A 20,907-nucleotide genomic window follows, 5' to 3' on the forward strand; every position below is an offset into this window, starting at 1 on the left:
TAACCATTCAGGTTAGTCTATGTTTCTAGCTTTTCATCATCTATGATTTAGATTATATTGTTGAAGAGGTGATGTTCAGGACGAGGCAGCCTTGGTGTTAGAGTCCAATTTGTTACCCACCTTGATCCTGATCTCTGTTTTTTTTGCTCCGGCATTTGCTTTAGCCACTGCGATTCTTCTATTCTATATAAGAGTCTATATAAGAGCCTTGAAGCTTAGGCGATCCTATGGAATGGAGTATTGTGGATGGAAGGGTTTGCGATCCAGATAAGGTAAACATGCCCTATATTTATATGCTCTTTTATGAGAAAATCAATCCAAATGATTTCTTAGCAACGGTGAAATACACTAATTCGGGAGCTGTTTTTCAGAAGGTATATGCTTTTGGCTGGACTAAGATGAATATAGGACGAGGTGAGGTTGGGACGATGATCAAGAGTACACGTGCGGCCGTAATGACTGTATTGATGCTGTTATTGTTTGTGCTTCCTGTAACAAGCATTTATGCAGAGGGGAATCTATTGCAGAACCCTGGCTTTGAGGAGGGGGGAGATGATGCGCCTTCTAACTGGACTAAGGATATGTGGATTTCAGGAGACAACTCAGGCCTACTTTCAATCCAATCGGAGGAAGTTCATTCCGGCAGCAAGGCGGCAGTCATTGAGAATATCGAACCCAATCATTTGAAATGGGTGCAGACGATTGAGGCTACGCCGAATAGTTATTATAGAATCTCTGGATGGATCAAAGTAGTAAGTACAGCAGGCGAGGGAATAGGCGCCAACATTCTTGCCGTTGGAGTAGGCGGGGGGTATCCCAGCGTAACTGATACGGCAGGTAAATGGCAGTATCTTGAATATATCGGCCAGACAGGACCGGAGCAGAAGTCATTTGGCATAGGCGCAAGTCTGGGCGGCTACTCTAGCTTAATTCAAGGTAAGGCTTATTTTGATGATTTTGCTGTAGAAAAATTAGACGCGGCTCCCGAAGGGGCTAACGTCATTTCGCTGGATAGTGCAGCGGTTAGTCCAGATGCAGGCGACAAAAAGGCAGACACTCCACATAAAGTATCTCCAACTAAGATGTTGCTGATCTCAGCGCTGTTTAGTGTGTTTTTTGCAGTGCTTTATACTAAAGCATTCCGTAGTGAGAAGCTTATGAAGCAGCCTGAGAATATTTATTCCAAATGGCTGAGTATTGCCATCGGAGTTGCTTTTATCCTGAGGGTGTGGATTGGTCTTACCGCGCAAGGATATCAGAATGATATGAATACCTTTATTTCTTGGGGACAGCGTATGGTGGATTTAGGTCCAGGCAAATTTTATGAAGAAGGTTATTTTGCCGATTATCCTCCAGGCTATTTGTACATATTGTACGTGCTTAGCGCCATACGTGGCGTTTTAGGATTCACTCAGGGCTCAGGTGGAGAGAATTTACTCTTCAAGCTCCCTGCGATTCTTTCTGATTTGGTGCTCGGCTACTTCATTTATCAAATGTCACGCAAAAAACTCGGCACAGGAATTGCTTTCGGCTTGATGTTGTTGTTTCTGTTTAATCCTGCGGTACTTATTAATTCAGCGGTTTGGGGACAAGCAGATTCGTTCTTTTTGATCTTCCTGCTGCTCAGTATCCACGGCGCTGCGAACAAAAAGTTTGTTCGCTCCGCAATTTTGTTTGCCTTAGCGACGCTAATTAAACCGCAAGCGTTGATATTCACGCCGGTATTGTTGTTTGCTTTTTATCATCACCGCGCTTGGAAGCAGCTTGGATTCGGAGCTTTGTATGGATTAGGGATCTTCGGATTGCTTGCGGCACCATTTTTCTGGAATAACGGAGGTCTGGTAGGGATTATTGATCTTTACAAGAGTACGTTATCTTCCTATCCGTATTCTTCAGTGAATGCATTTAATCTGTATGCACTGACTGATCCGATGTGGTCATCCCTTGATCTAACCTGGCTTGGCATTCCATACCGTGTATGGGGCTTCATATTTATTTTAGTGGCTGTAGCTGTTGCGGCATTTTATTCCTTTAAAAAGGATCGCTTGGACCTGACCAAATCCTATTTTATCGGCATGGTGCTTATAGTAGTGGTCTTTGTGCTTGGCACCAAAATGCATGAACGTTATATGTTCCCTGCTCTTATTCTTTGTTTGTTTACTTATATAGAAAGTCGGGACCGCCGCTTTTTATCGCTATTTCTCGGATTCAGCTTAACTCAATACATCAATGTGGCGTACACCTTATCCCACCTGAATGCAGATGTTAGCCCGGGTGCAGACGGAATCGTATTAGTGACTGCTATAGCTAATCTAGCATTACTGCTTTATATGCTGAATATCGGTTACGATGTGTATGTCCGCAAGGGTATAAAACCTCTTCCAGCACCAATTACACTGGAAGAACAATATGAAGAAGATTTGAGAGTTGTCGGGCAAATTAAACCGCATCAGAAGGGAGGGCGATCTAACGATGAAGTTTAAGCGTATAGATTGGATATGCCTAATAGCTATTACGGCCGTTTACGCAGCGCTTGCTTTATATAATCTTGGCTCTACTAAATCTCCAGAGACTTTATGGGAGCCTGCTGCCAGTGGTGAAAGCTTCTATGTAGATTTGGGACAGAGTAAACCATTGGAACGGGTCAATATCTTTGGTGGCGTGGGCACGGGTAAGTTCAAGCTGGAATTCAGCGACAATCCTGAGGTCTGGAGCAGTCCGATGGATGTCAGTGAGGATGTCGGGAATGTCTTCATCTGGAAAAGCCAACCCCTGAACGTTACTGCGAGATATGTGAAGTTTACAGTTACCTCTCCAGGGTTCACTTTGAACGAAATGGCCTTTTATGAGCAGGGGGGAGAAAGAATACCCCTTCCTATTGCTGGTGTGACACCGGATGCTAACGCAGTTCCTAAAAGAGGAGCAGCGGCCAATCTTTTTGACGAGCAGTCGCTCATTCCGGAATATTCTAACTTTATGAATAGCACTTATTTTGACGAGATCTATCATGCGCGAACAGCTTATGAATATACACACGGGATTGTGCCTTACGAGAATACGCATCCACCGCTTGGTAAGTTGTTAATTGCCATAGGGATGGAGCTGTTCGGGGTCAATCCATTCGGCTGGCGTATTATCGGAACCTTGTTCGGAGTTGCCATGTTACCTCTCATATATGTAATGGCGCTGCGTTTGTTTAAGAAAAGCAAATACGCCGCCCTCGCGGCAGGATTGTTTGCACTGGATTTCATGCATTTCACACAGACAAGAATCTCCACGATTGACGTATACGGAGTATTCTTCATTATGTTGATGTTCTATTTCATGCAGCGGTATTACACAATGAATTTCTACAAGCAGCCTTTGAGAAAAACATTAATTCCGTTATTCTGGTCTGGCTTATTCTTCGGAATCGGCGTAGCTTCGAAATGGATTGTGCTCTATGGAGGAGCAGGGCTGGCCATTATGCTGGCTATCTCCCTTTTTGAACGCTACAGAGAATACCAAGCCTCCGGACGCCTGCTGGCCGAGGGGAAGATTAAAGACAAGGAATTGCTGGGCACCTGTCGTGAAGCGGTAGATTCTTTTTGGAAAAAGACTATTATTACGTTGGCTAGTTGTATCGGGTTCTTTGTAATTATTCCAGTAATTATTTATAGCTTATCTTTTGTGCCAGGGTTATCTGCATCAGCAGAGGGCTTCACTATAAAAGGTTTGATTGATTCCCAAAAGAATATGTACAACTACCACAGTCAGCTTGTAGCTACACATCCCTTTGCTTCCTCATGGTGGCAATGGCCGTTTATGAAGAGACCGGTCTGGTTCTTTAGCGGCGGTGAAGGTTTGCCGGAAGGTCAGGTCAGCAGTATAGTGACTATGGGGAATCCTCTTATCTGGTGGACGGGTATTTTTGCGATGCTGGCAACGCTGTGGATTACGCTGAAACGTAAAGATAAGAACCTCTACATGATCTGGATCGCCTTCTTCTCGCAATATGTTCCGTGGATGCTTGTCCCAAGAGAAACATTTATTTACCATTATTTTGCTATGGTACCATTTATGATTCTTGGTATTGTATATATAATGAAGTTGCTGGATAGTAAATTCCCTGAGGCCCGTTACGTACAGTATGTCTATGTAGCCGTTGCTTTGCTGCTCTTTATCGCTTTCTACCCGGTACTGTCAGGGATGCAGGTCAGTGGAGATTACGTGAAAGATATGCTGCGTTGGTTCCCTACTTGGGTTTTCTAGGATTTAATAAAAATCTATAAAATAAGTTTATGCATGCAGCGTTATTATGAAGTGTAGATGGATGTAACGCTCCAAAAAGCTTGTAGGAGGAATAAAGGTGAAAGCCAGATATAGTGTGATTGTACCCATGTTCAATGAGGAGCAAGTAATTAGCCATACTTATGAACGTTTGAAAAAAGTAATGGACGAGTGCGGCGATACTTATGAGCTGGTCTTCGTCAATGACGGCAGTCGTGATCGTTCCGCCCAGATGATTCGGGAGATCTGTGAACGAGACGAGCATGTCAAGCTGATTGACTTCTCGCGTAATTTCGGACATCAGGTAGCGATTACAGCTGGCATGGACTATGCCGAAGGTCAAGCGGTTGTTGTTATTGACGCTGATCTTCAGGATCCTCCGGAGGTCATTTTGCAAATGATCGAGAAGTGGAAAGAGGGCTACGACGTTGTATATGCGAAACGCCTGAAGCGCCACGGAGAAACGATGTTCAAAAAGGTCACCGCGAAGCTTTTTTACCGCCTGCTCAGCAGTATGACAAGTGTGGATATTCCTACGGATACAGGCGATTTCCGTCTTATTGACCGTAAGGTATGTGATGTCCTGCGGGGACTTAAAGAAAAGAACCGCTATGTCAGAGGTTTGGTGAGCTGGGTTGGCTTCAAGCAGACTATGGTGGAATATGAACGGGAAGAACGTTTTGCCGGAGAAACCAAATATCCGCTGAAGAAAATGATTCGTTTTGCGTTAGATGGCATCACCTCTTTTTCACATAAGCCGCTTAAAATTGCTACGTATATTGGATTCTTTCTTTCATTCTCTAGTTTTCTTTATTTATTTTTCGTCTTGTTCCAAAGGATATTTTTCACCTCCTGGACGGTTCCGGGCTGGGCTTCCATTGTAGGCGTCAATCTGCTCTTTAACGGTATCGTTCTGATGCTGTTGGGTGTGATTGGGGAGTATATCGGACGGATTTATGACGAGTCTAAAGATAGACCGCTATATATTGTTAGTGAGACTAAAGGCTACCAGAACGAAGAACAACTGGACCGCCGGAAGGACCACAATGATGTCAGATAAGAACTTGCGCGCTGCATTCATACAGTTCCTCAAATTTAATGCCGTAGGTTTACTCAATACGCTGATTGATTTTGTGATTTTTACATTGTTGAATTCACTAGGGATGGTATACGCATTGGCGCAGGTGATCTCCTATAGTGCAGGTACGGCGAATAGCTTTATTTTGAATAAAAAAGTAACCTTTCGTGATCGCAACCGGGGTAATAAAGAAGGCTTCGACCGCGTGCAGCTGGTCAAGTTTATCGTGCTGAATCTGGTAGTGCTCGGAATATCACTGCTGCTAATGCATCTGTTGACAGACAAACTAGGTATTCAAGTCTTGATCTCCAAGGTGCTGGTTACCTTTATCACGGTGATCATCAATTTCTTTGGAAGTCGTATATGGGTATTTTAAACATTAATTTCAGGCAGAAGGAGTTGCTATGCTTAAAGGCAAGTAGCTGTTTCTGCTTGATTTGTATATAACCATAGAAACAATATACGGAGGTGAATAACATTGCGTAAATTCTCCTATCTACTCATACTGGCTGGGATACTTATCATGTTATATCCGACAGCTAACGAATGGTACAACGACAGGCAGCAGGAGAAGTTATTAGAAACGGCTGAACTAAGCACTGCCGATAGTACTCCCCAGCCAGATTTGAAGAGCAGGTATGCTGAAGTTACTCAGCTGTTAGCAGAGGAATCGGTTCTGGATGCTCAGGCACAGCCCCAACCCCAAGAGACAGAAAAGCCTGAACCGGAGATTGAGGTCGGTGGCAAAGTAATCGCACTAATTGAAATCGGTAAGATTGATTTGAAGCTGCCTGTATTAGAAGGGGCTACAAAAGCTAATATGAAACATGCTGCAGCCCATATGAAAGAAACGGCACCCCTTGGAGAGATCGGAAATGCTGCAATCGCGGCGCATCGGGCTCGAACTACGGGTCGTTTGTTTAACAGATTGAATGAGGTTGTTGTGGGGGATGTTATCACGGTAAAGACTAGTGATCAGGTGTTTAACTATGAGGTATACGATATTTCTGTTGTAGATCCGAGTGATGTCTCCGTTCTTGACGGGAATGACAAGGATAAGATTCTTACTCTGATTACATGTGATCCGCTAGTGAATCCAACGCATCGGCTGATTGTTCATGCCAAATTAACAAAAGGAGAATAGTGAATGACAAGAAAACACAAATACCGGGAGATATTTATAAAATAATGGGTAATCTAGTAAATTAGGTCTTGTTCACAACTATAAATATGATAGTATTATACTATGAAAGCTAAACACGATAACGGCAAACCTTCCGAAAGGTAGGGACGCAAAGCTAAAGGGCCTTTTCCCGAAAGGATGGCAGCCAGCTACCGAATGAAGAGGCTTTTTTTGTTTGTTTCAAATGGATTCTATCAACTATATCTAGTAAAGCTAGAACAGATAGAGCTTATACGATAACGGCAAACCTATCGAAAGGTAGGGACGCAAAGCTAAAGGGCCTTCCCGAAAGGATGGCAGCCAGCTACCGAAAGGAGTTTTATCCGTGAAAAAGGTTTATTTTATGCTGGTGGCGCTGTTCGTCCTAATGACTTCAGTTCCGGTAAGTACAGCTCAAGCTGCAAGTGCAGATGCCAGCTGGTTGATTACATCCAAAGTGGCTCAAGGTGTTATTGGTATTAACTATGATATTCCGAAAGATAAAAGAATCAAACTCATGATCACCAAAGATAACAGCAGCTATACTTATAACTTGTATGCTTCTGGACAAGCTGAGGACTTCCCTTTGCAACAAGGAAATGGGACTTATAAGGTTTCTGTTCTGGAGAACACAACCGGTAATAAATACAAAGCGTTATATTCCGAAGTAGTAGACGTAACCATGAGTGACTCGAATTCCGTATATTTGGGCTCCGTACAGAATGTGAAATGGAGTTCTTCTGATAAAGCGATTGTCAAAGCTAAACAATTAGTACAAGGCAAAACAACAGACGAAGAGAAAGTTAAAGCGATCTATAACTATGTAGTTGCGAATGTACAATATGACTACTCTCTTGCTAATAGTGTAACTACTGATTATATTCCAAGCATCGATAAGACATTGACTACTAAAAAAGGGATTTGCTATGATTACGCTTCTCTTTTTGCCGCAATGCTGCGGAGTGTAGATGTTCCTGCTAAGTTGGTAATGGGGAATACAAGCTACGTTACGCAATATCATGCATGGAACGAAGTGTTGCTTAATGGGAAGTGGGTTACCATTGATACTACAGTGGATGCAGGACTTGCAAAGAGTGATAAGAAAACCGATTTAATTAAAGCCTCAAGCAAATATACTGCGGCAAAATACTATTAAATTCGTTGCTATAAACATAACTCTATTAAATAAACAACTAGCTTAATTATTAAGCTAGTTGTTTATTTTTATATTAGGGGTTGCTTTTCTATTAATAGTTGGGGTATTATAGGTAAGCGTTGTTAGACAGCGTACAGGCGATACAAACGAGGCTGATAAAAAGCTTCGAAAAATAAAGCTTGCATTTCTGAAAACAACATGATATATTATAAGAGTTGCTGCTGAGGCATTAAACGGCGTCAACGAGAACTTGATCTTTGAAAACTGAACAACGAGTGAGTAGGAAATCACGTAAGTGAAATCCAAAATTAGAGAATTAATTTTCTCGTCAGATGTTTCAAAATGAGCATATCGCTCTTTTCAATACTAATTGGAGAGTTTGATCCTGGCTCAGGACGAACGCTGGCGGCGTGCCTAATACATGCAAGTCGAGCGGAGTTACTTTGAAAGCTTGCTTTCAAAGTAACTTAGCGGCGGACGGGTGAGTAACACGTAGGCAACCTGCCCTTCAGACTGGGATAACTACCGGAAACGGTAGCTAATACCGGATAATTTCTTTTTTCTCCTGAGAGAAGAATGAAAGACGGAGCAATCTGTCACTGAGGGATGGGCCTGCGGCGCATTAGCTAGTTGGTGGGGTAACGGCCCACCAAGGCGACGATGCGTAGCCGACCTGAGAGGGTGAACGGCCACACTGGGACTGAGACACGGCCCAGACTCCTACGGGAGGCAGCAGTAGGGAATCTTCCGCAATGGGCGAAAGCCTGACGGAGCAACGCCGCGTGAGTGATGAAGGTTTTCGGATCGTAAAGCTCTGTTGCCAGGGAAGAACGTCCGGTAGAGTAACTGCTACCGGAGTGACGGTACCTGAGAAGAAAGCCCCGGCTAACTACGTGCCAGCAGCCGCGGTAATACGTAGGGGGCAAGCGTTGTCCGGAATTATTGGGCGTAAAGCGCGCGCAGGCGGCTATTTAAGTCTGGTGTTTAAACCTTGGGCTCAACCTGAGGTCGCACTGGAAACTGGGTGGCTTGAGTACAGAAGAGGAAAGTGGAATTCCACGTGTAGCGGTGAAATGCGTAGATATGTGGAGGAACACCAGTGGCGAAGGCGACTTTCTGGGCTGTAACTGACGCTGAGGCGCGAAAGCGTGGGGAGCAAACAGGATTAGATACCCTGGTAGTCCACGCCGTAAACGATGAGTGCTAGGTGTTAGGGGTTTCGATACCCTTGGTGCCGAAGTTAACACAGTAAGCACTCCGCCTGGGGAGTACGGTCGCAAGACTGAAACTCAAAGGAATTGACGGGGACCCGCACAAGCAGTGGAGTATGTGGTTTAATTCGAAGCAACGCGAAGAACCTTACCAGGTCTTGACATCCCTCTGAATCTGCTAGAGATAGCAGCGGCCTTCGGGACAGAGGAGACAGGTGGTGCATGGTTGTCGTCAGCTCGTGTCGTGAGATGTTGGGTTAAGTCCCGCAACGAGCGCAACCCTTAACTTTAGTTGCCAGCAGGTAATGCTGGGCACTCTAGAGTGACTGCCGGTGACAAACCGGAGGAAGGTGGGGATGACGTCAAATCATCATGCCCCTTATGACCTGGGCTACACACGTACTACAATGGCCGGTACAACGGGAAGCGAAGCCGCGAGGTGGAGCCAATCCCATCAAAGCCGGTCTCAGTTCGGATTGCAGGCTGCAACTCGCCTGCATGAAGTCGGAATTGCTAGTAATCGCGGATCAGCATGCCGCGGTGAATACGTTCCCGGGTCTTGTACACACCGCCCGTCACACCACGAGAGTTTACAACACCCGAAGTCGGTGGGGTAACCCGCAAGGGAGCCAGCCGCCGAAGGTGGGGTAGATGATTGGGGTGAAGTCGTAACAAGGTAGCCGTATCGGAAGGTGCGGCTGGATCACCTCCTTTCTATGGAGAATCGTTCTCTGCAATGAGGACATTCAAATCGGAAGCTCAGCTTCCAAAACTCAGGTTTAGGCCTGTTACTCACTCGTTGCTCAGTTTTGAGAGTTTAAGCTCTCAAGTAAGACTTGATCCTTGAAAACTGGATACCGAAACGAATTTGCGTTTTAGAACATCTTTTAGCAACTTGTGAAAACAAGTAAATGTTATTAGTGAGATTTTTCTTCGGAAGAATCAAGGTTAAGCTAATAAGAGCACACGGAGGATGCCTAGGCGCCAGGAGCCGACGAAGGACGTGGCGAACAACGAAACTGCCTCGGGGAGCTGTAAGCAAGCTTTGATCCGGGGGTGTCCGAATGGGGAAACCCAGCTGTGGTAATTCGCAGTTACTCATACCTGAATACATAGGGTGTGTAGAGGCAGACCAGGGGAACTGAAACATCTAAGTACCCTGAGGAAGAGAAAACAATAGTGATTCCGTCAGTAGCGGCGAGCGAACGCGGAACAGCCTAAACCTAAGAGCTTGCTCTTAGGGGTTGTGGGACGTCTCACATGGAGTTACAAAGGAATATGGTAGGTGAAGAGGTCTGGAAAGGCCCGCGATAGAGGTAAAAGCCCTGTAACCTAAACTGTATTCTCTCCGAGACGGATCCCGAGTAGTGCGGGGCACGTGAAACCCCGTATGAATCCAGCAGGACCATCTGCTAAGGCTAAATACTACCTGGCGACCGATAGTGAAACAGTACCGTGAGGGAAAGGTGAAAAGCACCCCGGAAGGGGAGTGAAATAGAACCTGAAACCGTGTGCTTACAAAAAGTCAGAGCCCGATCTATGGGTGATGGCGTGCCTTTTGTAGAATGAACCGGCGAGTTACGTTTAACATGCAAGGTTAAGCCGAGAAGGTGGAGCCGCAGCGAAAGCGAGTCTGAATAGGGCGATTTAGTATGTGGACGTAGACCCGAAACCGTGTGATCTACCCCTGTCCAGGGTGAAGGTGCGGTAACACGCACTGGAGGCCCGAACCCACGTACGTTGAAAAGTGCGGGGATGAGGTGGGGGTAGCGGAGAAATTCCAATCGAACTCGGAGATAGCTGGTTCTCCCCGAAATAGCTTTAGGGCTAGCCTCGGTATAAGAGTAGTGGAGGTAGAGCACTGATTGGGTGCGGGGTCCGCAAGGATTACCAAGCTCAGTCAAACTCCGAATGCCATATACTTATTGCCGGGAGTCAGACAGTGAGTGCTAAGATCCATTGTCAAAAGGGAAACAGCCCAGACCATCAGCTAAGGTCCCCAAGTGTGTGTTAAGTGGGAAAGGATGTGGAGTTGCACAGACAACCAGGATGTTGGCTTAGAAGCAGCCACCATTGAAAGAGTGCGTAATAGCTCACTGGTCGAGTGACTCTGCGCCGAAAATGTAACGGGGCTAAACACACCACCGAAGCTATGGCTAGATACTATGTATCTGGGGTAGGGGAGCGTTGTGTAGGGGTTGAAGGTGTACTGAAAAGAGCGCTGGACACTACACAAGTGAGAATGCCGGTATGAGTAACGAAAAGATCAGTGAGAATCTGATCCGCCGAAAGCCCAAGGTTTCCTGAGGAAGGCTCGTCCGCTCAGGGTAAGTCGGGACCTAAGGCGAGGCCGAAAGGCGTAGTCGAAGGACAACAGTTTGAAATTACTGTACCACCGTAATCCGCTATGAGCGATGGGGTGACGCAGGAGGGTAGTGACGCGGACTGATGGATGTCCGTCTAAGCAGTGAGGCTGATGTGTAGGCAAATCCGCACATCGATAAGGCTGGGCTGTGATGGGGAGCGAAAATTATAGTAGCGAAGGTCATGATCTCACACTGCCAAGAAAAGCCTCTAGCCAGGAGAAGGTGCCCGTACCGCAAACCGACACAGGTAGGCGAGAAGAGAATTCTAAGGCGCGCGGAAGAACTCTCGTTAAGGAACTCGGCAAAATGACCCCGTAACTTCGGGAGAAGGGGTGCCCCGGTAGTGTGAATAGCACGAGGGGGCCGCAGTGAAAAGGCCCAAGCGACTGTTTAGCAAAAACACAGGTCTGTGCGAAGCCGCAAGGCGAAGTATACGGGCTGACGCCTGCCCGGTGCTGGAAGGTTAAGGGGAGTGGTTAGGGGTAACCCGAAGCTATGAACCGAAGCCCCAGTAAACGGCGGCCGTAACTATAACGGTCCTAAGGTAGCGAAATTCCTTGTCAGGTAAATTCTGACCCGCACGAATGGCGTAACGACTTGGGCGCTGTCTCAACGAGAGATCCGGTGAAATTTTAATACCTGTGAAGATGCAGGTTACCCGCGACAAGACGGAAAGACCCCATGGAGCTTTACTGCAGCTTGATATTGAATTTGGGTACGATCTGTACAGGATAGGTGGGAGCCGTAGAAATCGGAGCGCAAGCTTCGGTGGAGGCGCCGTTGGGATACCACCCTGATCGTATCTAGGTTCTAACCTAGTACCCTTACCGGGTACGGGGACCGTGTCAGGCGGGCAGTTTGACTGGGGCGGTCGCCTCCTAAAGAGTAACGGAGGCGTTCCAAGGTTCCCTCAGAATGGTTGGAAATCATTCGCAGAGTGCAAAGGCATAAGGGAGCTTGACTGCGAGACCTACAAGTCGAGCAGGGACGAAAGTCGGACTTAGTGATCCGGTGGTACCGCATGGAAGGGCCATCGCTCAACGGATAAAAGCTACCCTGGGGATAACAGGCTTATCTCCCCCAAGAGTCCACATCGACGGGGAGGTTTGGCACCTCGATGTCGGCTCATCGCATCCTGGGGCTGAAGTAGGTCCCAAGGGTTGGGCTGTTCGCCCATTAAAGCGGTACGCGAGCTGGGTTCAGAACGTCGTGAGACAGTTCGGTCCCTATCTGTCGTGGGCGCAGGAAATTTGAGAGGAGCTGTCCTTAGTACGAGAGGACCGGGATGGACGTACCGCTGGTGCACCAGTTGTTCCGCCAGGAGCATGGCTGGGTAGCTACGTACGGACGGGATAAGCGCTGAAAGCATCTAAGCGTGAAGCCCCCCTCAAGATGAGATTTCCCAATTAGTAAGACCCCTTGAAGACGACGAGGTAGATAGGTTGGAGGTGGAAGTGCAGCAATGCATGGAGCTGACCAATACTAATCGGTCGAGGGCTTATCCTATACTTAGAATGCAGATTCGTTTCGGATTCAGTTTTCAGGCATCAAGCCTGAAATACGCTTAGAAATTCATTGTCACTTCTGGTGATGAACCGAATTTCACGCGGCAGCGTCTGTTTCACAGACGCATGTTTGGTGGCGATAGCGGAGGGGTTCCACGCGTACCCATCCCGAACACGACCGTTAAGCCCTCCAGCGCCGATGGTACTTGGACCGAAGGGTCCTGGGAGAGTAGGACGTTGCCAAGCACACGAAGCCATTGTTGATTTATCAACAATGGCTTTTTTGTTCCCTTTATCGCTTAATTTAAATAATGTGGATAAGTTATGGGGAATTAACGAAATTATAAAAGTTACTAACATGTGGATGAAATAATAAAATATATTCAAAAATGAAAGTAGTCCCCAATTTATGTGGATAGAGCAGTGGTATATGTGGATACTTCAAGTAAATGCAAGGATATTTTGCATGGCAGGAGGATAAACAATGAACAACAGTAGCAATCTTGTGTGGATAGAAGATTTTTCTGTACATGCGAGCGACACGGATTATCGTTCGCAGGGTAAGTTATCCTTTATTCTGGATATCATGCAATGTGCGGCAGACTTCGCAGTGGGTAATTTGGGGATAAGTGTGGAAGAGATTCTGAATGCAGGAATGGGCTGGATGATGATTACGTTAGATCTTGATTTTAAGCGTATTCCCCGCCCAAATGATGTGCTTAGCGTACATACCTGGAGTAAAGGTACTAAAGGGGCTTTATGGCAACGGGATTATCGTATTTTCGATGCAGATCATATAGAAATCGCCACAGCACGATCCATATGGGCTTTAGTAGATATTGAGAAGAGAAAGATACTCAGACCGAATGCCCTTCCAGTTCAGGTTAAGCACTATAATGGCGATTCAGTAGGCGATATGCCTGTTAAGGTAACGATCCCTTCTGATATTACTATGGAAGAAGCTTATCGGTATCAGGTAAGATATAGTGGGCTGGATAGCAACGGACATTTGAATAATGCCCGATACGGGGATTTATGTTGTGATGCGCTCACTTTAGCGGAATGGGATAATGCAGAGTTCACACGCTTCCGGATTACTTATCTACAAGAAGCTAAGTTTGGGGATGAACTGACTATTTTACGTTCAGCTGTAACGGATGATGGTATATATGTACGCGGTCAGAATAGTGATACTGTGTATTTTGAAGCATGTATAGCGTTAAAAGTGTCAAATAGTACGAATGAGTAATTAATTTATAAATATGGAATATTATTATAAAAGCGATTTCTCCGAACTTCAATCGGGGCAGTCGCTTTTTTTATTGAAAAACGGATAATGTTTCTAACATATTTGGAAAAATTTTTTGAGCCTGTCACAATTAAAGGGATCACATTCGTTATATAGTTGTAGTCAATAACAAGGAGGTGATTCTTTGGAACGTCGCAGCCCCGGGGTCCAAGTGAATCAAACAATAATTGAAGAGGCTATCGATCAGGTTCTTGCGGGTAACCGCGAAGCCTATAGAACTATAATACAAGCCTATGAAAGAAAGATTTATACGTATTGCTATTATATTTTGAGAAGTCATGAAGAAGCAGAGGATGCTGTGCAAGATATATTTGTAAAAGTGTATCAGGAACTCAGACGTTATGAGAAACGAGTCTCTTTTAGTGCATGGCTGTATAAAGTGGCCTATCATCATTGTCTGGATCAGGTTCGCAAACGCAAGCGAAGAAAGCGTCTGTTGTCGCTATATAAAGAGCAGCAGCCCAAAGCCTATTATAATCCTAACGATGAGGAGCCATTGCAGAAGTTATTTATGGATGACCTGACAGCCGAAGAGAGCAATCTTTTGATTCTTAAGGTGGTTGAGCAATACAGTTTTGAAGAAATGGGTCAGATTATGGATTGTAATTCAGCTACTTTACGCAAAAAATTTGAACGTCTACGCAAAAAGTTAGTCCGGCAAAGAATGAATGAAGGAGGCAGCCCTCATGGAGAAATGGCAAGATCCAACTGAAAGTCAGAAGATGGAGCACATTCGTCAAACATTCCAAAATTATGAAATGCCGGTAGACAGTTTCAGCGATTCAATTATGAAGCGAATAGGAGACGAGGGAATGGAAAAACGAGCGTCAAGAAAGAATGGAAATAAGTTCCTGAAAAAATCATTGGTGGCTGCCTCGGCAGCAGCAGTGTTGGGTGCGGGCATAATCGGTAGCGGATTTGTATCCCCGGTCATGGCTGAAACGTTGAAGCAGATTCCTGTTGTAGGAAGTATTTTCAAGGGAATTGACGATAAAGGTCTAAATGCTGCTGAGGAAAAAGGATTATCTACTGCCCCTAACCAAAGCGTTACTCATGATGGAGTGACCTTAAAGGTTACCGATGCCTATTATGACGGCTCGCGGTTGGCATTTGCGATTGAACGGGAAGGCATTGATAATGATAAGATGATGGCTGAGATGATTATTGAACCGATTGAGTTCGATCCATCGCTAACAGAACAACATGCGAAAGTGACAATGAACCAGTCCGAAAAAGGGTTGTTGGGTTCAGCAGAAGTGAAATTGCCGAATGGGAAAAAACTGGAGAGCCAAATGTCATCTTTTGGTGATGTTGAGGGAAAAAAGAATGCTATTTTATACGATTACAGAAATCTAAATAATATAGAGGCTTTGGGGGATGAATTTGAATTAAGCATCAGTGTGCCGGTTACACAAATTGCAGAGCCTTTTGTAATCAAGGTGCCGGTGAAAAAAGTAACGGAAGGAATTATCAAGCTTGATCTGAACCAAACAAAAGAGGCAGAAGAATTCAGTTATACGATTACCAAGCTGGAATTAACTCCAGCCACAAGCAGATTACAGCTCAGCGAAGAAGGTAAAGCGCCAACTGTGAAAGAAAAGGATGGATACACAACCTCTGAAATGTTCTATGAAATTGTTGATGAACTAGGCAATGCGTTCTCATCGGGCGGGTCATTTAACTTGCCAGCTATAGTCTATCCTTTGGTAGACAAAGATTTCATACCGTTCGCGCAAACACCAAAGACAATTACAGTTAAGCCGTTTACTTACTCCATCGATGAAAATCATAAAGCATTAAGGGATGAAGAGGGAAAACAAGTTAAACATTATTATCCGGAGCTTGAACAAACGATTCAGGTGGAGCTAAAGTAACTGTTAATCCCATAAGCAAAAAAAGTCCGTGTCTGCATAGCAGATACGGACTTTTTATTAAAAGAGAAGAATTTATAAGCTACACAACTATAACATCTTTATATTTCTAAAAGAACCGGTTGTCATCTATAAAAGACGACAACGTGGTCTCTTCTTGTAAAAATTCTAATGGAATATAAATTTCACTCACCGAGTTTTCGTTATCTGGTCCAAGGTACAATTCGCCATAATATTCCAATTCAAATGGAATGGACATCCTGTATTCTGTTTTCGGCAGCCAGATTCCGTAGATATATTTATAGGTAGAAGGGATATCACAAGACCGGCCTTTATGGATGAATTTCAGATAACGTATGGGTGGTAAGATCTGAAGGGGGAAAGTCTGATTGTGGTCTGCTTTTATAGGACTAATTTCGCAGGCACACATGATCGAAAACCCATTACTCTCATAGTCATCTGGCCAGAAGCCAAGCTGATAATATTTTTCAGGCTGTATTCTATCCGATATAGTGGCTACCTTATTGAAAAGCAAAGGCCAAGTATCAGAAATGACGGAGAAATCATGGTCTACTTTAACTACGGGTCCTTGAAGTATAATTTCTCCGAAATCAACGAGCTGGGGGGAGAGATCACTATCAGAAAGGACTTGAAGTAGATCTTGTTCATTTAGTCTAGGGAGCAAAGGGAGTATCCCATTTCTTTGGAGAGGACAGCTACAGGAAGAAACGTGGTTAAGCGATCCTCAATGAGATCTAAGGCTTGAATGATTAGTTGGCGATTGTTCAAGAGATGTCCTCCCATAACAGTTAATAGAAATGGTGTCTAGCACGATTACTTCAATTATTTGCTGTCCAGTCGCCCCAAGCAGCAGCCCAATCGGGAACGGTCACTTCCATTACGCGATCTGCACTAGGAAAATAGGCTTTGATGTCGAGAACCGGTGTACCCGGATAGGCATCAAGCCCGGCCACCTCTACTATTCCAGAGTCTACATCGACGGACAGGATTGCTGCTACACTAAGCCCAATTGGATTAGGGCGAATAGGGGAACGGGAAGCAAATACTCCAGTTAAGGTCGCCTCATAAGGAGGCTGAATCTGTGTAGTCTGCCGGAAATGATCATCTGCAAACTCATGCAGCCACCAAAGCACTTGGCAATGACTAAACTGAGATAAACCTTTAAGCGCCGGTCTGAATTCTGGGTTGATTTCAAGCCGCAAATTTTGTGCTGTACCTCTAACCCATCCTATAGGTACTATATTATAGCTTTCTTGTTCATACATTGACTATGACTCCTTTCGGGTATCAGATATGATCTAGTGTATAACAGAGGCATACGGTAAAGCCTGACGATATTTGCTAACATTCATTTAATGCTATAATGAAATTTGATGTGGAAAGGGGAGCATTATGAAGACACTAGTATTGGCGGAGAAGCCGTCTGTTGCACGCGAGATTGCACGGGTCATGGGATGTAATAATAAACAGAAGAGTTATATTGAAGGTCCAAAATATGTGGTTACCTGGGCGCTTGGTCATTTGGTCGGCCTGGCAGAGCCTGAGGATTATAATAAAAAGTTTGCAACTTGGGCCTTGGAGGATCTGCCGATTTTGCCGGAGAAGACCAAGCTGAAGGTGCTGCGGGAGACCAACCAGCAATACAAAGCTGTCCAGCATCTAATGAAACGTCAGGACATTGAGGAGCTTATTGTTGCTACAGATGCTGCCCGTGAAGGGGAGCTGCTGGCTCGCTGGATTATGAATATGGCAGGATGGAAAAAGCCATTCCAGCGGTTATGGATATCCTCGCAGACTGATAAGGCAATTAAAGAGGGATTTGCAAAACTCCGTCCGGGTCGGGAATTTGATCGGTTGTATGAATCTGCACGTTGCCGCGCAGAGGCGGATTGGATGATTGGACTGAATGTCACGAGAGCTTTGACCTGTAAGTTCGGTTCGCCGCTCTCAGCAGGACGGGTACAAACGCCGACATTAGGGATGATCATGGATCGTGAACAGGAGATTACGGGTTTCCGTTCCGTCGATTTTGAGACGCTGACTGCTGATTTTGGGGATTTCCAAGCGGCATGGCGGGCCAGTAACGGTGATGGCCGGATATTCGAAAAGGATAAGACAGCCAGCTTAAAGGATAAGCTTACAGGACGCAGCGGCCGTATTATTAAGGTACAGAAGAGTGAGAAAAGTGAACCTCATCCACTGGCTTATGATCTGACTGAACTGCAGCGTGATGCGAACCGGAAGTTCGGCTTCTCCGCGAAGCAGACCTCCAGTGTGCTGCAGCGGTTATATGAGCAGCATAAACTTGTCACATACCCGCGTACGGACAGTCGTTACTTAACTTCAGATATGACGGGCACACTCAAGGAAAGACTGGATAGTGTTGCGGTCGGTCCATATGCAGCGTTAGCACGTCCATTGCTGCGCAAGCAGCTGCCGATTACGAAACGAATCGTGGATGATAGTAAAGTCAGTGATCACCATGCTATTATTCCTACAGAACAGACCGTATTGTTAAATGGTCTGAGTACTGAGGAACGTAAGTTGTATGATCTGATTGTGCGGCGTTTTATAAGCTTGTTCTATCCGCCAGCTCGTTATGATGCGGTAGCTGTAACCGTCAATGTAGAAGGCGAAAATTTTCATGTCAAAGGGACGACGGTTAAAGATGCCGGTTGGCGCGAAGTATACGGCGGAGATATGAGTAGTGATGACGAGGAGGAATCTGTGGACGAGCCGGCAGCGGGCAGTGTAAAGCTGCCTGAGCTGCGCGAAGGGGCTGCTGTCACGATTAGCCGCTGTATGGTGCGTGCTGGCCGAACGCAGCCACCGAAGCGTTATAATGAAGCTTCGCTGTTGACGCAAATGGAGAAACACGGCCTCGGAACCCCGGCTACCCGCGCGGATATTATTGAGAAGCTGGTAAGCTCCGATACGATTGAGCGGCAAGGTAATCTCCTGCATCCGACAGGAAAAGGTAAGCAGTTAATCGAGCTGGTATCCACTCAGCTACGTACCCCGGATCTAACCGCACGTTGGGAAGCTGAGCTGGAGAAAATAGCGCGTGGTCAAGGCAAACCGGAGCTCTTTTTACAAGGTATCCGCAGTATGGCACAGGAATTGGTAACAGGTGTGAAAACTAGCGGAGCAGAATATAAGCCGCATAATGTCTCTAACAGCCATTGTCCGGAATGCGGTACAAGACTACTCGAGAAGAAGAGCAAACGAGGGAAGCTGCTGGTATGTCCTGCAGATAACTGTGGTTACACCCGTGCAGGTGAGAAAAGATTATCGAATCGCCGCTGCCCACAGTGCCATAAGAAAATGGAGCTTAAAGAGGGTAAAGCAGGCATGTTCGTACAATGTCTAGGCTGTGGAATCACAGAGACCTTAGATAAGGATCACAAACATGTTAATAAACGTGAACAGCAAAAGCTGGTGCAGCAATACAGTAAGCAGGAAAGCATTGGTTCTAACCTTGGGGAACTGCTGAAAGCAGCGCTTGAAGGACAAAAGAAGGATAAGTAGTAGGAATCATCGGATGGTTAGCTTCAATTAAAACGAATGATTAGAATAATGAAGGCTGCTGAGTGTGCTCAGTAGTCTTTTTTATATCCTAGTAAGTTTATGTGGTCTACGGATAGGCTTTGAATTAGAATGGTAAGCAAATGAGTGGAGCAGGTGATTAGGTGGCAGCTGAGCAGCAGGCGAATCCGTTGAAAGCGGCAGATCGCCCACAGGGGCAAGGAAGCAGCAGGTTTTTCTTTTTGGTTATTGTATTTATGTTTTGGTTCTCTTCTTATATTTATGTGCCGGTGCTTTCACCATATGTTGAGCATTTGGGATCATCGTATTTTATGGTGGGTATGGTGCTTGGGATATATGGGTTAATGCAGATCCTATTCCGTATACCCATTGGCATCGGTTCAGATTATTTAAATAGGCGGCGGCCGTTTATCTATCTGGGATTGATTGCGAGTGGAGTCAGCTGTTTTCTTTTTATGTGGGGAGCACAGCCGGGTTGGGCGTTGGCAGCACGTGCGGTATCCGGGATAGCAGCATCGGCATGGGTTGTGTACTCTGTGATGTTCGCAGGATATTTTCCAAAAGAGGAAGCTGGAAAAGCGATGGGCATGCTGCAATTTACTACAGTAATCGCCCAATTGACCAGCATGATGATCAGCGGCTATATGGTAGAGCATTGGGGCTGGAATGCCCCCTTCCTGATTGGTGGAATTGTAGCTATTGCGGCACTAATTCTTGCGCTTCGGTTACCGGAACAAAAGCAGGAAAAACGGCAAAATGCCATACAGATCAAGGAGCTGGCTGGTGTCGTAAAGGAACCTCTGCTGGTAAAAGTCTCGCTGTTGTCTGTGCTGGCGCACTGTGTGCTATTTATAACGATGTTCGGATATACTCCGAACCAGGCGCTGAATATCGGAGCAAGCAAAGAAAGTTTGGGCTGGCTAACACTCGCTTTTATGATTCCGCATGCCATCGCAACACTCTACGGTTCACGTCTGTTTGGAGGGCTACTGGGTGATAGAGGGAAGCTTATGCTAGGCTTTGCGGGAAGCGCACTGTTTACGCTGCTCATTCCTTCTATGCCGACATTAGCGGCGCTTTGTCTGACTCAGGTGGGGAATGGTTTTATGCAGGGACTTATTTTTCCGCTGCTGTTGAGTAAATCCGTATCAGAAATAGATCCCTTTAAACGGGCTACAGCTATGGGGTTCTATCAGGCCGTTTATGCGATAGGGATGTCAGCAGGGCCATTTGTAGCAGGTTGGATGAGCTCTGTATATGGCTTGACCGGAGGATTCTGGTTAGGTGGGATTGCGGCGGCGTTGGCTACAATTTTATCCTGGGTATGGATGAAGGATACGAAGCAGAAGCAGCTAAAAGAAACTTAACAGACTTGGCAGAGCGTGTAAGGATGATTGGTTTTTTGTGCAAAAG

13 protein-coding genes, 3 rRNA genes and 2 riboswitches are annotated in these 20,907 nt (G+C 45.6%); of the genes, 14 read left to right on the top strand and 2 right to left on the bottom strand.

Annotated elements, in window-relative coordinates:
• Nucleotides 1–227 precede the first annotated feature (227 nt).
• From MKZ16_RS03180 to MKZ16_RS03235, 12 genes are all read left to right on the top strand, one after another.
• The gene (locus MKZ16_RS03180; protein WP_076106073.1) at nucleotides 228–2,483 is read left to right on the top strand and encodes a glycosyltransferase 87 family protein; all 2,256 of its coding nucleotides are present in this window, start codon (nucleotides 228–230) and stop codon (nucleotides 2,481–2,483) included.
• Nucleotides 2,473–4,251 carry a phospholipid carrier-dependent glycosyltransferase gene (locus MKZ16_RS03185; RefSeq protein ID WP_076106075.1) on the top strand — a complete coding sequence of 593 codons (1,779 nt, stop codon included), beginning with the start codon at nucleotides 2,473–2,475 and terminating at the stop codon, nucleotides 4,249–4,251. Before MKZ16_RS03180 ends, MKZ16_RS03185 begins: the two co-directional genes overlap by 11 nt.
• A gap of 97 nt (nucleotides 4,252–4,348) precedes the next feature.
• The gene (locus tag MKZ16_RS03190; RefSeq protein ID WP_036679898.1) at nucleotides 4,349–5,329 is read left to right on the top strand and encodes a glycosyltransferase family 2 protein; all 981 of its coding nucleotides are present in this window, start codon (nucleotides 4,349–4,351) and stop codon (nucleotides 5,327–5,329) included.
• On the top strand, nucleotides 5,316–5,723 hold the full coding sequence (locus MKZ16_RS03195; protein ID WP_076106077.1) for a GtrA family protein: 408 nt from the start codon (nucleotides 5,316–5,318) through the stop codon (nucleotides 5,721–5,723). The genes MKZ16_RS03190 and MKZ16_RS03195 overlap by 14 nt, the downstream gene beginning before the upstream one ends.
• Nucleotides 5,724–5,825: 102 nt before the next feature.
• Entirely contained in the window at nucleotides 5,826–6,491 is a 666-nt protein-coding gene (locus MKZ16_RS03200; RefSeq protein WP_244886418.1) for a class D sortase, read from the top strand.
• A 113-nt stretch (nucleotides 6,492–6,604) separates the two neighbouring features.
• Nucleotides 6,605–6,687: riboswitch (cyclic di-GMP riboswitch) on the top strand.
• A gap of 74 nt (nucleotides 6,688–6,761) precedes the next feature.
• Nucleotides 6,762–6,842, top strand: a riboswitch (cyclic di-GMP riboswitch).
• A 13-nt stretch (nucleotides 6,843–6,855) separates the two neighbouring features.
• Nucleotides 6,856–7,665 carry a transglutaminase-like domain-containing protein gene (locus MKZ16_RS03205; protein ID WP_038568647.1) on the top strand — a complete coding sequence of 270 codons (810 nt, stop codon included), beginning with the start codon at nucleotides 6,856–6,858 and terminating at the stop codon, nucleotides 7,663–7,665.
• Between the two features lie 367 nt (nucleotides 7,666–8,032).
• Nucleotides 8,033–9,590 (top strand): 16S ribosomal RNA (locus MKZ16_RS03210).
• A 232-nt stretch (nucleotides 9,591–9,822) separates the two neighbouring features.
• A 23S ribosomal RNA gene (locus MKZ16_RS03215) occupies nucleotides 9,823–12,748 on the top strand.
• A 128-nt stretch (nucleotides 12,749–12,876) separates the two neighbouring features.
• Nucleotides 12,877–12,993: ribosomal RNA gene (rrf, locus tag MKZ16_RS03220) — 5S ribosomal RNA — on the top strand.
• Together the 16S, 23S and 5S rRNA genes form the textbook arrangement of a ribosomal RNA operon.
• A 238-nt stretch (nucleotides 12,994–13,231) precedes the next feature.
• Entirely contained in the window at nucleotides 13,232–13,996 is a 765-nt protein-coding gene (locus MKZ16_RS03225) for an acyl-ACP thioesterase domain-containing protein (protein ID WP_038568649.1), read from the top strand.
• Nucleotides 13,997–14,180: 184 nt separating this feature from the next.
• Nucleotides 14,181–14,768, top strand: a complete 588-nt coding sequence (locus tag MKZ16_RS03230; RefSeq protein ID WP_036680935.1) for an RNA polymerase sigma factor — start codon at nucleotides 14,181–14,183, stop codon at nucleotides 14,766–14,768.
• On the top strand, nucleotides 14,743–15,930 hold the full coding sequence (locus MKZ16_RS03235; protein WP_038568651.1) for a DUF4179 domain-containing protein: 1,188 nt from the start codon (nucleotides 14,743–14,745) through the stop codon (nucleotides 15,928–15,930). The genes MKZ16_RS03230 and MKZ16_RS03235 overlap by 26 nt, the downstream gene beginning before the upstream one ends.
• Before the next feature lie 106 nt (nucleotides 15,931–16,036).
• On the opposite strand, the gene MKZ16_RS03240 is transcribed toward MKZ16_RS03235, so the two are convergent.
• Together MKZ16_RS03240 and tsaA are read right to left on the bottom strand one after the other, a co-directional pair.
• A complete protein-coding gene (locus MKZ16_RS03240; RefSeq protein ID WP_076104167.1) occupies nucleotides 16,037–16,612 on the bottom strand; it encodes a GyrI-like domain-containing protein in 576 nt (191 codons plus the stop codon).
• 154 nt (nucleotides 16,613–16,766) lie between these two features.
• Entirely contained in the window at nucleotides 16,767–17,213 is a 447-nt protein-coding gene (gene tsaA / locus MKZ16_RS03245; protein WP_076104166.1) for a tRNA (N6-threonylcarbamoyladenosine(37)-N6)-methyltransferase TrmO, read from the bottom strand.
• Nucleotides 17,214–17,340: 127 nt separating this feature from the next.
• Between tsaA and MKZ16_RS03250 the strand changes: the two genes are divergently transcribed.
• The gene (locus MKZ16_RS03250) at nucleotides 17,341–19,476 is read left to right on the top strand and encodes a DNA topoisomerase 3 (protein WP_076104165.1); all 2,136 of its coding nucleotides are present in this window, start codon (nucleotides 17,341–17,343) and stop codon (nucleotides 19,474–19,476) included.
• A gap of 161 nt (nucleotides 19,477–19,637) precedes the next feature.
• Entirely contained in the window at nucleotides 19,638–20,861 is a 1,224-nt protein-coding gene (locus MKZ16_RS03255) for an MFS transporter (RefSeq protein WP_052096757.1), read from the top strand.
• The last annotated feature ends 46 nt before the right edge of the window (nucleotides 20,862–20,907 follow it).

Source organism: Paenibacillus sp. FSL R5-0928, assembly GCF_037970385.1.
In the GTDB taxonomy this organism is placed as follows: domain Bacteria; phylum Bacillota; class Bacilli; order Paenibacillales; family Paenibacillaceae; genus Paenibacillus_AQ; species Paenibacillus_AQ odorifer.

What these genes read in the sequence shown, in the direction of transcription:
- MKZ16_RS03180 (WP_076106073.1), top strand. Translation starts at nt 228, where the DNA reads ATGGAATGGAGTATTGTGGATGGAAGGGTTTGCGATCCAGATAAGGTA.
- MKZ16_RS03185 (WP_076106075.1), top strand. Translation starts at nt 2,473, where the DNA reads ATGAAGTTTAAGCGTATAGATTGGATATGCCTAATAGCTATTACGGCC.
- MKZ16_RS03195 (WP_076106077.1), top strand. Translation starts at nt 5,316, where the DNA reads ATGATGTCAGATAAGAACTTGCGCGCTGCATTCATACAGTTCCTCAAA.
- MKZ16_RS03225 (WP_038568649.1), top strand. Translation starts at nt 13,232, where the DNA reads ATGAACAACAGTAGCAATCTTGTGTGGATAGAAGATTTTTCTGTACAT.
- MKZ16_RS03235 (WP_038568651.1), top strand. Translation starts at nt 14,743, where the DNA reads ATGGAGAAATGGCAAGATCCAACTGAAAGTCAGAAGATGGAGCACATT.
- tsaA (WP_076104166.1), bottom strand. Translation starts at nt 17,213, where the DNA reads ATGTATGAACAAGAAAGCTATAATATAGTACCTATAGGATGGGTTAGA.
- MKZ16_RS03250 (WP_076104165.1), top strand. Translation starts at nt 17,341, where the DNA reads ATGAAGACACTAGTATTGGCGGAGAAGCCGTCTGTTGCACGCGAGATT.